The organism is Micromonospora sp. NPDC007208, assembly GCF_042869175.1.
GTDB classification, from domain to species: domain Bacteria; phylum Actinomycetota; class Actinomycetes; order Mycobacteriales; family Micromonosporaceae; genus Micromonospora; species Micromonospora foliorum.
Genome location: NZ_JBIAFG010000015.1, coordinates 193,987 through 207,698, shown reverse-complemented (window position 1 = coordinate 207,698; position 13,712 = coordinate 193,987). Strand labels below are relative to the sequence as shown.

The window sequence follows — 13,712 nt, the reverse complement described above, 5'->3', positions numbered from 1 at the left end:
TTACCACCGCCGTGGGGCCCCATGGGGTTTTTGGGGGGGGGGCCCGGGGGGGGGGGGGGGGCCGGGGGGGGGGGGGGGCGCCCCCCCCCCGGGGGGGGCCCCGGGGGGCCCCCCCCCCCGGAGGGTGTCAGGCCGTCGCCCGCTTCGGAAGCTTCCACCCGGGGCGGGGGAAGTGGCAGGTGTATCCGTCGGGGTAGGTCTGCAGGTAGTTCTGGTGCTCAGGCTCGGCTTCCCAGAAGTCGCCCGCCGCGGTGACCTCGGTGACGACCGTGCCGGGCCACAGACCCGAGGCGTCGACGTCGGCGATGGTGTCCTCGGCGACCCGCTTCTGCTCGTCGCTGGTGTAGAAGATCGCCGAGCGGTAGCTGATGCCCACGTCGTTACCTTGGCGGTTCTTCGTCGAAGGGTCGTGGATCTGGAAGAAGAACTCGAGAAGGGCGCGGAAGTCGGTCTTGTCGGTGTCGTAGACGACCTCGATGGACTCCGCGTGGGTGCCGTGGTTGCGGTAGGTGGCGTTCGGGACGTCGCCGCCGCTGTAGCCGACGCGCGTGGACACGACGCCGGGCTGGCGGCGGAACAACTCCTCCATGCCCCAGAAGCAGCCGCCGGCGAGGATTGCCTTTTCGGTGTTCACGTCGTCTCCTTGCCTGTCGTCGTGCCAGCTCACCTGGACACGCGAGTACAGACACTCTCCGGGTCGGCTATATTCCCGCATCCTCCGCCTTCCTTGGACCCTAGAGTCCATAACGAATGTCTAGTCGTTGCCAGGTGGCTGCCCTGTTGAGGAGCATGAACTGGCACTTCGCCTGCGACCACACCAGCGTCACGTGGGCCAATAGTGGACTTGACAGACCAGTTTTACCGTAGCTAGGTTCGAGCTGTCCGGCTGGTGCCCCCGGTAGCGACGACGTGCCCGAGTTGCCCGTCGGCGTCGGGTTCGACAGACGTCCCCGCCACTCACGGTCTGATCCTCGCGCCCAGCCGCTACCGGTCAGCGTGGTGTGGCACGGCGCCGAGGCTTGGCGCCACCAATGCCGGGAAACGGAGATGTGCTCCTCGTGCCAGTGCAGACGAGGGCTGGATACGAGGAGGTATCTGATGAAGGCGATCGTGGTGACGGACGAGGCCGCCGGAACGGCCGGGATGACGCTGGTGGAACGGCCTGAGCCGGAACCGGCCCTCAATGACGTCGTCGTTCAGGTTCATGCGTCGGGGTTCGTCCCGACCGAGTTGGCGTGGCCCTCGACCTGGACCGATCGCCTCGGCCGTGACCGGACGCCGTCGATCCCTGGGCACGAGTTGGCCGGAGTGGTCAGCGCTCTCGGGTATGGCACGACGGGACTGTCGGTGGGACAGCGGGTGTTCGGCCTCACGGACTGGACCCGCGACGGCACCCTTGCGGAGTATGTGGCCGTCGAGGCGCGCAACCTTGCGCCGCTGCCCGGCGATGTCGACTTCGCGGTGGGCGCGAGCCTGCCGATCTCTGGCTTGACCGCCTGGCAGGGACTGTTCGAGCACGGCCGTCTTCGGACGGGGCAGAGCGTGCTCGTGCACGGCGCGGCCGGCGCAGTCGGTTCGATGGTGACGCAGCTCGCACGTGAGTTCGGCGCCTACGTTGTCGGCACCGGACGCGCTGCTGACCGTCAGAGGGCGCTCGACTTCGGCGCACACGAGTTCGTCGACCTCGGCAGCGAGGCCCTGGAAGACGTCGGCGGAGTCGATCTGGTCTTCGACGTCATCGGCGGTGACATCGGGAAGCGGTCGGCAGCCCTGATTCGAGCCGGAGGAACACTGGTTTCCGTTGTCGGGCCGTCCGAGGCGCGGCCCACGGACGGCCTGGCGATAGATTTCGTCGTGCTGCCTGATCGTGCCCAACTGGGGGAAATCGTCCAGCGGGTACGAGACGGGCGACTACGGACGAACATCGGCAACGTCGCGGACCTCGACGACGCCGTCGCCGCTCTCAATCCAACCAAGCGGATCACCGGAAAGACGATCATCCGCGCTCGCTCCTGAGGATTCGGGGACGGCGACAGTCGTGGTCAGAGCCTCCACGGCAATGCTCTCCGTGGAGGCTCTGACCACTGTGGCGAAAGCTCAGAGGCGCGGGTCCTGCTGAACCTTCAGGGCGTTGAGGATCGGGTCGCTCTCGCCCTTGTCGCGGCGAAGCTCGATCGTCAGATCGCCACCGGCGTGCTCGACGGTGACCGTGTTCATGTCCGCGGTCAGCGCGCCCACCTTCGCCTGCACGTCGTGGTCGTAGAGCACGACCTTGCCGTCGGCCAGCACATCGAAGGCACGCGTGCCGGCCTTGACCTTCTCGATCTCGGCGAAGTCGAGGCCGATCCGGTACGTCCCGGCGGGGGCGTTCTTGAACACGTAGCTGAACGTCTGGCCGGTCCGCTGGGTGCGGAACAGCGCATCGTCCTCGGTGCCGGCGATGTCGGCCCTGGTGGCACGCGCCTTGCCGCCGACGTAGCCCCACGGCCGCGAGCCGAGCCCCTGGTCGGGTGACCAGAAGAAGCCGTCGGCACCGACGTACCCGGACCCGCCGACGTCGACGCCCTTCCAGTAGGCCGAGGTCGCCAGACGGACCGGCTTGAGCTGGGCTTCGCCCTTGCCGGCGTTCGTTGCCACGAGCAGCTCCCCGACGAGGACGCCGGGCTCGACGCCTGCGTTGTCGGCCGTCGCCGTGACCGTGGTGGACGTGCCGGCCGCGAGCGTGACCGTTCCGGTTGCCGCCGCGCCCGTGAGGGTCAGCCACGGAAGGTCGGCTGCCTCGTGCCCGCCGTCACTGGTGCGCTTCTGCTCGCTGATCCGCACCTCGAGCGGGGCGGAGCCGGCGTTGGTCACTGTCACGTCGGCCGTCGCCTTCTGGTCCTTGTCGAGGAGCCAGTCGAGGTCACCTCCCGTGACGGTGGCGACGCCCGTGGTCAACGCCGTGTCGACCGTCTCGGCCTGATCCTTCTTGGTGATGGTCACCGGGCGGCTGGCGGTGACGTAGTTCGGCGCGTCGACCTGCACGGTGTTCTCGCCGACCAGCGCCTGGGCCTTCCACCGGCCCTTGGCGTCGGTCGTGATGACCCGCTCGCCGGCCGGCCCCTTGAGCGTGACGATCGCGCCCTCGATCGGCTTGCGGTCGTTCGCGTCGGTGACCGTGCCCTCGATCGTGCCCGCGGCCGGGAGGGTGTACTCCAGCCCCAGGCCTGCCTTCAGGACGGGTTGGTTGAAGGAGTACTGACTCGCGGGGTTGCGGGTCAGGCTCTCCACGCCAACCGTCGCCGACGACCCGCGGGTGAGCGGGTTGTCGCCGCCGACGCCGTCGCCGTACCCGATCTGGATCCGTCCGTCCGCGATCAGGGTGACCGAGAAGCTCACGCGGGCCGTCGGGTCACTGTAGAAGGCGACGTTGCGCCACTCGACGACCTGCGCCGCCAGCCCGTCCACCTCGGTCTTGCCGAAGTAGATACCCGCCTCGTCGTCGACCATGAGGTCGTCCCAGAGCGGGTAGATCGCGTCGATCGGGTACGGCGACGGCAGTGCCGTGTTGCTCCCCGACGTGCTGGCGCGGTCGAAGGTCAGCGCACCGTTCGTCGTCACGCACACGCCGTCCCAGGCCGTGTCGTAGAACGGAGCCAGGAAGCTGGAGTCGAACCACAGCACGCCGCAGAGGTCGTCGCCGTGCCACCCGGACTCCTCCGTGCCCTGGCGGTAGAGCCCGTCGGTCACCTTCATCGAGTACGAGCGACCGGCGGGGGCCACCGGCACCGGGCCCGGCTCCGGCTGCTCGGGCTGGGGCTCCGGCTCCACCGCGTCCGCGCGCGGGTCGAGCGTCACCCGCAACGCGGCGATGCTCGGGGCCTTCAGGCCCTTCGAGCCCCGCAGCTCCACGGTCAGCGGACCACCCTCGTGCTTGACGACGGCGCTGCGCCAGTCGGCGGCGTCCGGCCCCACGGCCCCAGCCGGGTCGTACGCGTACTCCGTCAGTGTTCCGTCCACGAGGACGTCGAACACCCGCTTGCCCTTGGCCACCTTCTCGATCTCGGCGAACCCGAAGTCGATTGCGTAGGTGCCCTTGGGCGCGTCCGGGAAGCGGTAGAACAACTGCTTGTCCGGCGTGGTGCGCTGCGACTGGAACAGTGCGTCGTCAGTCGTGCCTTCGATTCCGGACTTCGTGGCGGTGACCTTCGTCTTCCCCTCGTAACCCCACGCCTTCTTGCCGGCGGGCTGGTCGGCCGACCAGGTGTAGCCGGAGCCGTCGGTGAGCTTCGAGCCGCCGGCGTTGACGCCGACCTGGTACTTCGTGGTCGTGAGCGTCACGGGGACGTAGGTCTTGGACTGGCGTCCGGAGTCGGACCTGACCACGATGTTCGCGCCGAGGACTCCTGGCTTGGTGCCCTTCGCGGAGATCGAGACCTTGACCGTGGTCGACTCGCCCGGGGCGAGGGAGCCGCCGGTCGAGGAGAGCGACAGCCACGGCAGGTCGGTGAGCAGGTCGTCCTCCACGTCGACGAGCACGACGTCGTCGGCGACCTGGTCCGCCGCCCACAGCGCACCTGTCGAGTCGGTTTCGAGGCCGCCGCCCTGGCCCGCCTTCTGACCGGGGAACCACCACGCGTTCACCAGCGAGCAGTCGTCGGGGTCGACCTGCAGCAGGCGGGTGGGCCGGTTCGAGGTGAGGTCGGTGTACCAGATGGTGTCGGACGCCTGGTTGTAGGCCAGACCCATCACCTCGGGCAGCGGCGGGGCGCAGAAGGACAGCAGCGCACCCGGGTTGTCGTGCGACGTCCCGGCGACGGTGCCGATCATGCCGTTCGCCCGGCCGCCGACGTAGAACACGTCCTCGGTCGGGTTGTAGGCGAGACCGGTCAGCTGCAGCGTGGACCAGTCACCCTTGATCTGCCTCGTCTCCTTGCCGGTGTCCCGGTTGAAGCAGTGGATGTAGCTGGCCGGGCTGTCCTCCATCTGGCACATGTCACCGGTCTTGGTGTCGAGCGCCATGTCGAACGCCCGGTACGCGGGGTTCCACGCCGCGTCGAAGACCTTCCCGGTCGGCTTGCCCGTCACCGTCCAGGCGGTGTTGGTCCGCGCGTTGTAGTCGTGGACCCAGACGTCGCCGTCGTACCCGACGCCCGAGGGCTCCTTCTCCGCGATGGTGCCCGGAATGGCGATCCGGGTGATGACGTCACCGCCGGAGGTCGTACCGACCTTGGCGGCGGCCTGTGCCTCTGCGGCGCTCGCCGTCGCGGCCTTGCCGTCGACGTTCGACGGCTTCATGCCGCTCGCACCGGCCTTCCACGCGGCGAGGTCGATCGTGCTGGCCGCACCCTTCCCGGTGCGCTCGGTGGCGCCGGCGGCGTCGAGCTCGGGGTGGCGCGCGGCCTCACCCAGGTCGTACGTGAGTGGGGCGGAGCCGTTGTTGGTAAGCGTCAGCGAGCCCACGCCGTTCTGGTCGGTACCGACCAGCGCGTCGAGGCCGTCGGCCTTCAGGCCGGCGACGCCCGTGGTCAGGCGCGCGTCGATCTTCGCTTTCGCGTAGAGCTTGTCGAGGGAGAACGGGTACGCCGCGGTCGTGTAGTTCGGCGCGTCGACAGTCATGGTGTAGTCGCCGACCGGAAGCTGGCGATGCACGACGCCGGTCCCGTTTGTCGTGACGGCCTCGACGAGCCCGTCCTTGTTCGTGAAGGAGACCTTGGCGCCGGCCACCGGCTGCCCGTCGTTCTTGTCGACGACCGTCGCGTCGAGGTACCCGAAGTCAGGCATGTCGTAGGTGACGACCATCCCGTCGCGCAGCACCGGGGCCTTGTCGGAGAACCGGATGCCGTCGACGCCGGCCCAGCCCTGGATGCCGGTGACGGCGTGCGCGCCGGCGGTCACCGGGTCGTCGGACCCGACCCCGTCGCCGTACCCGAAGATCACCGTGCCGGAGCGGGTGAGCGTGGCCGAGAAACTGACCGGCTCCGTGTACTCCGTCCGGTCCGGATAGGCCCAGAGCTTGGCGTTGCGGTACTCGACGACGAACGCGTCCTCGCCGTTGACCTTGGTGGCTGCCGTGAAGACGCCTCCGCCGGGGGCGAACTCGACGGGGGTCTCGACGTAGAACGGGAAGATGCCCGCCCCGCCATAGCCGGGTCCGGTGGCGCCGTCCGGGGCGATCACACCGCGCAGGCCGACGCCGAGGCTGTCGTGGCTGCCGTTGTAGAGCGCGATCGGGAACGGCAGCTGCACCGTCGCCCACACGCCACTGCCGAACGCGACCGGGTCGGTGCCGCGCAGGTATTCGCCGTCGGAGACGGCGCAGCTGTAGCCGCCCTTGTCGACGACGAGCCCGACGGGGTACTCGCGCGACTCGTTCTGCGCGCCGACGGTCAGCGGCACGGTGGTGGGGGAGAAGCAGGCGTTGGGCTTGATGCCCAGCGTGTACCCGCCCTCGGGGACGGCGCCGATCGTGAACGCGCCGTTGGCATCGGTGCGTACCGGCTTCAGCGGCGTGCCCGTGACGGAGACGTCGGCGTTCGGGACGGGGCGTTTCTTGTCGTCGACGACCCTGCCGCTGATGTCGTGCCGCACGGCGGCCGTGAGCGGCAGCTTGACGGAGGTGTCCTGGCCGAGGGTGATCGTGACGTTGGCGGTCGCGGTCAGGTAGCCGAAGACCTTGGTGCTGAGCTGGTAGTCACCGACCGGGAGGTTCGTCGTGAACCGGCCGTCCTTGTCGGTGCCGATCGACCGGCTGAACGGCCCGCTGATCGTCACCTCGGCAGCGGGAACCGGGGCGCCGTCGGCGGTGACGACACCGGTGAGGGTGCCGCCCTTGCGGGGCGCGAGCTCGAGCAGGCGGACGAGGTCGAGCCGGCCCTCGCCGTACTTGTTGTTGACCTCGGCGGTGCCGCCGCACTCGGTGTCGTCGACGTCGACGGCCGACTCGCCGAGCAGGCGGCGGGTCTCCTCGACCTGTCCGATGAGGGTCGGGTCGTAGCTCCACAGCGCCGCGACCGCGCCGGCGACGTGGGGCGCCGCCATCGACGTGCCGGACATCTCGACGTAGCTGTTGCCCGGGTAGGACGAACGGACGCCGTCGCCCGGAGCGGAGATCTCGGGCTTGACCCGGCCACCTTCACCCTCACCCTTGCGGGAGAACGACGCGAGCGTGCCGTCCGACGAGTACGCGCCGACGGAGTAGGCGCTCTCGGCGGAGCCAGGCGAGGAGACGGTGTCGCAGTCCGCGTACGGTGTGGTGTTGCCCGACGACCAGACGCTGAAGATACCCGCGGCGCTCCAGGCCTCGTCGATGGCCTGGAAGAAGTCGTCGAAGCTGTGCTCGACGGTCTGGCCCCACGAGTTGTTGATGACGTGGGGGCGCTTGGACGGGTCGGGGTTGTTCCCCTGGACGTCGGTCGGGGCGAGCAGCCACCAGCCGGACCGCAGCAGCGATTCGACGCCGGTGCTGTCACAGCAGCCGTTCGTCGCGATCCACTGCGCGTCCGGCGCGACGCCGACGTGGTTGGTGCCGTCGTCACCGACCATGGTGCCCATGGTGTGCGTGCCGTGTCCGTTGTCGTCGCACGGCGCGCCCGTGCACGTGCCCCGGGTGGCCATCCAGTTGTAGTTGTGGTCGATGGTGCCGTCGGGCTTCGCGCCACGGTACTGGTGCGCCAGGGCGGGGTGGTCGAACTGGACGCCCGAGTCGAGGTTGGACACCGTGATGCCCGCACCGGTGGCGCCCATGGCCCACGCCTCGGGGGCGTGGATGGCGTCCAGACCCCACGAGACGGTCCCTGCCTCGGCGGCCTTCTTCGGGGCGGCGGGGCGGGCAGCCTGGTCGGTGGGGACCTTCTCGTCAACCGGCTCGACCAGCGCGACCTGCGGCGTCGCGTGGATCTCGGCGACCTGCACCTTCGAGGCCACGTTGAGGGCGAGCTTCTCGGTGCCTCCCTTGACGAGAACGGCGTTGGCGATCGGGTAGGAGGTGTACTTGACGCCCGCCCGGTCGAGGTCACCGGAGACGGATGCCAGGGAGTCCTTCGTCGCCGCGGTCAGCGCGTCGTAGACGAACCGACCACGAGCGGTCCAGTCGGTGAGCTTCTTTGCCGGCCCGAGGTCGGCCTTGGTCTCGAACGTGATCCAGAAGTCGGAAGCCGGAGACGTGCGGAAGCGGTCCTTCAGGTTCGAGGCGATCTTGTTGGCGGCGGCACCTGGATCCGGCTCAGCGGCAGACGCCGGTGGTGCCTGGACCATGCTCAGGCCGACCGCTACGGCCAGCGAAGCCGCGAGGGCTTTGAGTTTCATGAGAGTCCTTCGACCTACAGGGGTTGGTAGGGGTCGTGGTTCTTGTGGTCGTCGGCACCGTCGCCGTCAACGTCACGGGCGTCGGGGGCGCTGACGCGCGGCTCCCGGGGCAGCTCGGGTGGTGGCAGGCGCTCGATGGCGGAGTCGTCACCCGCGACAGGTCGCTCAGGCATGCATTGCCCAACGGCTATGAATCATCCAGTCATGCTCGGCGGGCCGAGTGACCGTCGCTATCCAGCGGATACGTCAATTTTCACGACGCGTCGTCGAGGGAGTCCTCTTCTGCGAACACTCCGGCCTCCACCGCCTTGACCGCGAGCGCGGTCCGGGAGCTCACCTTCAACTTGCGCATCGCCGCACGCAGCTGCTGGTCCACCGTGGCCGGTGACTTGGCCAGGATCCGGCTGATCTCCCGGTTCGTCTTGCCGGCGACAACCAGTTGGACCACGTCGAGCTCGCGAGGTGAGAGCTGGTCGCCGTACCCGCGCCGGCCGCCGCGCCACAGTCGCGGGACCTCGGCGCCGTTTTCACGAAGCCGCTGTGCGACCCGGTCGGCATCGCCACGGGCTCCGAGCCTGAACAGTTGCTCGTACTGTGCCGCCAGCAACTCTCGGCCCTGTTCGATCTGGCCCTGCGCGATGAGCGCCTCGGCTTGCCGCTCGCGGGCGAGCATCGCGTCGTAGGGGCGCGGCAACGCGCTCCAGGCGCGCGCCGCCCGACCGTACGCCGTCGCCGCCCGGGCGTGGTCTCCGGAGGCGGCGAGCAGCAGGGCACGGCACACGGTGAGCGCTGCGCGAGGCGCAGGTGCCGTACGGCCACGCAGCCCTCTGGCGAACTGGCCGCCCAGGCGTGTCGCGGCCTGCAGATCCCCTGCCGCGAGGTGCGCCTCGATCCGGGCGGGAACGAGGTCCGTCGCCCAGACCCAGATGCCTTTCCTCCGGACGGTCTCCATCGGCTCGTTCGTGATCTGCAACGCCCGGGCGCTGTTTCCGTCCGTCAGCCACAGTCTGGCCAGCGCGGCGGCGGCCTCCATCGTGTCGTCGGCTGCGCCGAGACGCGCGGACTCCTCGAGGACCAGCCGGAACTGCTCCTCGGCTACGCGCCGCCGTCCGGCTGCGGCCGCCAGTCGGGCAGCGAGGCGAATGCTGCCGAGGTAGTGCGCCGGCCGGTCGGGGTCGGAATCGGCGAGGGCCGCGCTTCGCTCGGCGAGACCCTCCCACCGACCGGTCAGCCACGCCAGGTTTGCCTGTTCGAGTACGACGTTGTGGTGCAACCGGGACGCCTGCTCGGCCTCGGCGAGGCGCATGGCCACGGCGAGGTGTTCCTCCGCGTCGGCGTACCGACCCCAGATCAGTGCGCCGGTCCCGACATTCGCGTGGATGCGGGCGACGTCGAGACGCTCCGCCGTGGTCGCGCCGTCGATGGGCAGGTCGGCGACGACGTCCCAGGCTTCCTCTTCGCCGAGCATGAGCAACGCCGCGGCCCGGTTGCCGGCCAGGTTCAGCCGCTCCGCGGGAGAATCGAAGTCGGCGGTGAGTTCAGCGGCGCGATCCAGCCAACGCCGATGGGTCGACGCAGGCCACGGTCCCGCATAGGCCCAGCCGAGGTAGGTCATTGCCCGAGCCGCCTCGACCGGGTCGTGGTCGAGGTTGGCCACCGCCTGCTCCAGCTCGCTGAGTGCCGCCTGCGCCTCACCCCCGGTGATCAGGAGCCGACCCAGGGGGTTGCGGATCTCGGCCTGCTGGCGGGCGGAGAGACCCGGGGTCTCCAGCACCGAGCGCAGGGTACGGATCACCCGGTGGTAGACCTCGTCGACAGGCTCACGACGGCCCAGCGCGGCAACTCCGGCGATGCGCGCGACCCGTGCCCGGTCCACCGGCGCCAGCACGGCCCACGTCAACAGATCGACCAGCAGGTCGACCGCCTTGGTGTGGTCACCCGAGGCCATGGCCAGCTCGGCACTCTGCTCGGCGTACCGCGCCCAGGACCGCGTTTCGCCCGCCTCACGGAAGTGGTGGGCGAGGCGTGCCACCGGCGGCGGATGGATGTGCTCCACGGCCCGGCCGGCCAGCAGGTGGAGGTGTCTGCGGTCGGTCAACGGGATCGCCTCGTAGACAGCGGTGGCGGCCAGCACATGCCGGAAGCGCCAGCGGTCGCGGTCGTCTCCGTCCAGGACACCGGCGCCGGCCGCCTCAGCGACAGCGCCTCGGCACGCAGCTGGTGACAGATCGGCGGTCATCGCGATCGTGGCCACCGATGACCGCTCAGCCAACGTCGCCGCGGCTCGCAAGACCAGCTGCGCGGTCGGCGACAGGCGGCCCACCCGCTCCCGGGTGGAGTCACGTACCGTTGGCGGCACCTGGAGCTCACGCAGCTTCAGCCGGACCCACTGTCCGTCGCGGAAGACGAGGTCGGCCCGGTCGCACATGAGGCGAACCGACTCCTCCACGGCCAGCGGAACGCCACCGGTCCGCTCGTGCATGAACGTCGTGAACTCCTGTGATATCGGGTTGCCGTCCAGCATCGAGGACACCAGCGCCGCCGTGTCGTCGGGTCGCATGGGTGCCAGGGCGATCCTCAGCTGGGTCACGCCAGCGGGCAACCGGGACGTCAGCCGCAGCAACAGCGATCCGTCGTCCACCTCCTCCGGCCGGTAGGAGACCACGAGGCTGGGCCCGTGCGACTGCTGTCGAGAGGTGACGAACAGCAGAAACTCCAAGGTCACCTCGTCGGCCCAGTGCGCGTCCTCGAGCACGAGAACGTCGACACCCAGAGCCCGCAGCAACTCGTCCAGGGCGCGGAACAGGCGATGCCGTGCCGCCTTCGCATCGTCCAGGGGCTGCAACGCGGGCGGCAGGTCCGCGGACCATTCCGGGAACAGGGGCCGTAACGCACCCGCGAGCTCGGTGAGCCGCAGTCGCGACACCGGACGGTCGATCCCACGGAACGCGTCGACGATCGGCCCCAACGTCAGCGACTCGCGAAGCGGTGGGCACACCGACACCAGGGCGGTGCGCTGGTCCGGCGCGGCCAACCACTCTCGCAGCAGCCGGCTCTTCCCGATCCCCGCCTCGCCCTCCACCAGCACGATCGCCGGTGGCCGGGCCAAGGCGCCCCGAAGCGCCGCCATCTCCCGATCACGACCCACGAAATGTGGCGTGGAGACGGTCGGTGAGGTCGCGTCCTCGGGCGAGGGGTCGAGCATGCGTGATGATCTCGCTTTTCGCTGCTCGGACACAAGTACCACCGCGGCGACTCGTGTTGCGGAATCCTCATCGCGGCCCCCCGCACCCGGATGTCGTCCGCGCACTGCCACACCGACACCGGCACCTCGGCGGACGGACACCACTAACCCTGTTGCCGGTTGGGGCGGGACTGCCTAGCTTGCTCATCGTGGAGAACGAGGGGCGCGGCGCAGACAGGTGCGCCGGGTGAGCGGTCGCCTTCGCGAGATTGCCCGGCAGACGGTTGCGATCGCTGAGTCGGGTCGCTATCCCAATGGCGCCGGTGACGAGGTCGACATCGGCGAGGCGGTACGTGCCGCAGTCGCCGGCACTCGTCTCCACCTCACGGACGAGATGCCCGTGGCTGGAAACGCGGAGCCCGGCGGAGGCAGAGTGGAGGTGACGAACGAGTCGACGCTGCAGGCGGCCCGTCGGCTGGCGCCCGGAGCGGCCTGTCTGGTGTTCGCCTCGGCCAAGAACCCGGGTGGTGGGTTCCTGGGCGGAGCGAAGGCGCAGGAGGAGAGCATCGCCCGCTCCTCGGCGCTGTACCCGTGTCTCCTTGCCGCCCCGGAGTTCTACGCGTTCCACCGCGAACAGCGGGACCTGCGGTACAGCGACCGCGTCGTCTTCTCCCCGGACGTGCCGGTGTTCCGGGACGACAAGGGCAGTCTGCTCGACCAGCCGTACACGACGTCGTTCCTGACCGCTGCCGCGCCTAACCTGGGCGCGATCCTCCGCAACCAGCCCGAGCACGTTGCGGACGTACCGGCGGTGCTGGCCCGGCGTGCTCGCCGGGTGCTGGAGGTCGCGGCCGCGCACGGACATCGGACGTTGGTGTTGGGCGCGTGGGGGTGCGGGGTGTTCCGCAACGATCCCGCTACCGTCGCCGACGCTTTCGTCTCCGCGCTGCGGGAGGTCGATCGCTTCGACCACGTGGTGTTCGCCATCCTCGACAACCTGCCGGGAACACCGGTGTACCGCACGTTCGCGGAACGCTTTCCGGGAACGCCACGGTGAAGGCGACCGAGACCCGCGTTCACCCGGTCACCACCGTTGCGACGGCAACGACGGGTTGATCGACAGTACGTGGCGGGTGTTGGGGCAGAATGAGATCCATGCCCTCGTCGCGAGATGAAGCTGTGCAGAAGCAGCCGTTGACGACTGACGTGACGCTCGCCCGTATCAACGAGGGTGTCCAGCTGCATCATGCTCAGGGCCGGCGTGAGGCTGCCCGTGACGTGTTCGCGCAGATCTGGGACGAGATCGGCGGAGAACGAGGCGACCCTCTGCACGTTTGCGTCCTCGCGCACTCGGTGGCTGACGTGCAGGACGACGTCGAGCAGGAGTTGATCTGGGATCAACGCGCGCTGGCGGCGGCCGACCTGCTCACCGATGCCCGGTTGGCGCAGGCCGGCGTGCCGATGTTAGTGGCAGCCCTGTATCCGTCGTTGTACCTCAGTCTGGCCGAGTGCTACCGCAAGCTCGGCGAACTCGACCGTTCCCGCGAATACCTCCAGCGTGCACAGGCGGGGATCGGCGCGCTCGGCGATGACCATTACGGGCAGCTGATCAAGGGCGGCCTGGATCGGCTGACTCAGCAGCTGACCTCCAGGTAGACGGGCGCCGCCGTTGGTCAGCCGGCGGCCTGCGGCGTGACCGGACAATGCACTGGATCGCGGGCTGGACGACAGCGGCACACACTCGGTTCGTCCAACAAGACAACACGCACCTGTGGCACGTCCAGCCGCGTGTTCGCCGGCCGGCCTGGTACGCGACGGCGGAGACCACTGGAGGGACACCTGCTGGGTGGTGACCGACGTGGGCGGCGCGGGCGAGGATGGGGCGGTGGGGTGACATCCGGCATCTGTGGGGAGCGGTCGGCCAACGCTACGCGGACAATGAGGGGATGAAGCGAGAGGTACGCGTGATGCGGTTGACCGGGACGCGCGCCAACGGCGCGGTGGCGACGGGCGCGGCGGCTACAGGCGCGCGGGCTGCGGGGGCAGCCTCGCTCGGTGCTCTCGCCGTGGGGGCGCTGGCGGTCGGGGCGGTGGCCGTCGGGGCGCTGGCCATCGGGCGGCTGGCGATCCGCCGGGCGGTCGTGCGGGAGCTGCGCGTCGGCCGGTTGGAGATCGACGAGCTGGTGGTGCACAGCCGACCCACCGTTGAGGAATAACGCACGCCGGCGGTGCCCAGCTGGAC

8 protein-coding genes are annotated in these 13,712 nt (G+C 69.6%); 4 read left to right on the top strand and 4 right to left on the bottom strand.

Features of this window, described 5'->3' with window-relative positions; translation table 11 throughout:
• Positions 1-127: 127 nt before the first annotated feature.
• A complete protein-coding gene (gene msrA / locus ACFYL6_RS26010; RefSeq protein ID WP_387175070.1) occupies positions 128-634 on the bottom strand; it encodes a peptide-methionine (S)-S-oxide reductase MsrA in 507 nt (168 codons plus the stop codon).
• A 464-nt stretch (positions 635-1,098) separates the two neighbouring features.
• On the opposite strand from msrA, the gene ACFYL6_RS26005 reads away from it, so the two are divergent.
• A complete protein-coding gene (locus ACFYL6_RS26005) occupies positions 1,099-2,016 on the top strand; it encodes an NADP-dependent oxidoreductase (RefSeq protein ID WP_387175068.1) in 918 nt (305 codons plus the stop codon).
• An 81-nt stretch (positions 2,017-2,097) separates the two neighbouring features.
• On the opposite strand, the gene ACFYL6_RS26000 is transcribed toward ACFYL6_RS26005, so the two are convergent.
• The 3 genes from ACFYL6_RS26000 to ACFYL6_RS25990 form a co-directional block, all read right to left on the bottom strand.
• Positions 2,098-8,286, bottom strand: coding sequence for a S8 family serine peptidase (locus tag ACFYL6_RS26000; RefSeq protein ID WP_387175066.1), 6,189 nt, complete (start codon positions 8,284-8,286; stop codon positions 2,098-2,100).
• A gap of 14 nt (positions 8,287-8,300) precedes the next feature.
• A complete protein-coding gene (locus ACFYL6_RS25995) occupies positions 8,301-8,459 on the bottom strand; it encodes a hypothetical protein (protein WP_238660256.1) in 159 nt (52 codons plus the stop codon).
• An 80-nt stretch (positions 8,460-8,539) separates the two neighbouring features.
• Complete coding sequence (locus ACFYL6_RS25990; protein ID WP_387175064.1) at positions 8,540-11,491, bottom strand: ATP-binding protein; 2,952 nt, start codon at positions 11,489-11,491, stop codon at positions 8,540-8,542.
• Between the two features lie 226 nt (positions 11,492-11,717).
• On the opposite strand from ACFYL6_RS25990, the gene ACFYL6_RS25985 reads away from it, so the two are divergent.
• The 3 genes from ACFYL6_RS25985 (at position 11,718) to ACFYL6_RS25975 (ending at position 13,686) form a co-directional block, all read left to right on the top strand.
• Positions 11,718-12,527: a TIGR02452 family protein gene (locus tag ACFYL6_RS25985; RefSeq protein WP_387175062.1), complete on the top strand. Its 810-nt coding sequence runs from the start codon at positions 11,718-11,720 to the stop codon at positions 12,525-12,527.
• Between the two features lie 122 nt (positions 12,528-12,649).
• Positions 12,650-13,126, top strand: coding sequence for a hypothetical protein (locus tag ACFYL6_RS25980; protein WP_387175061.1), 477 nt, complete (start codon positions 12,650-12,652; stop codon positions 13,124-13,126).
• A 290-nt stretch (positions 13,127-13,416) separates the two neighbouring features.
• The gene (locus ACFYL6_RS25975; RefSeq protein WP_387175059.1) at positions 13,417-13,686 is read left to right on the top strand and encodes a hypothetical protein; all 270 of its coding nucleotides are present in this window, start codon (positions 13,417-13,419) and stop codon (positions 13,684-13,686) included.
• The last annotated feature ends 26 nt before the right edge of the window (positions 13,687-13,712 follow it).

Bases quoted from the DNA above. Each gene is read 5' to 3' on its own strand.
- ACFYL6_RS25995 (WP_238660256.1), bottom strand. From the start codon at position 8,459: ATGCCTGAGCGACCTGTCGCGGGTGACGACTCCGCCATCGAGCGCCTG.
- ACFYL6_RS25975 (WP_387175059.1), top strand. From the start codon at position 13,417: ATGAAGCGAGAGGTACGCGTGATGCGGTTGACCGGGACGCGCGCCAAC.
- ACFYL6_RS25990 (WP_387175064.1), bottom strand. From the start codon at position 11,491: ATGCTCGACCCCTCGCCCGAGGACGCGACCTCACCGACCGTCTCCACG.
- ACFYL6_RS26000 (WP_387175066.1), bottom strand. From the start codon at position 8,286: ATGAAACTCAAAGCCCTCGCGGCTTCGCTGGCCGTAGCGGTCGGCCTG.
- ACFYL6_RS26005 (WP_387175068.1), top strand. From the start codon at position 1,099: ATGAAGGCGATCGTGGTGACGGACGAGGCCGCCGGAACGGCCGGGATG.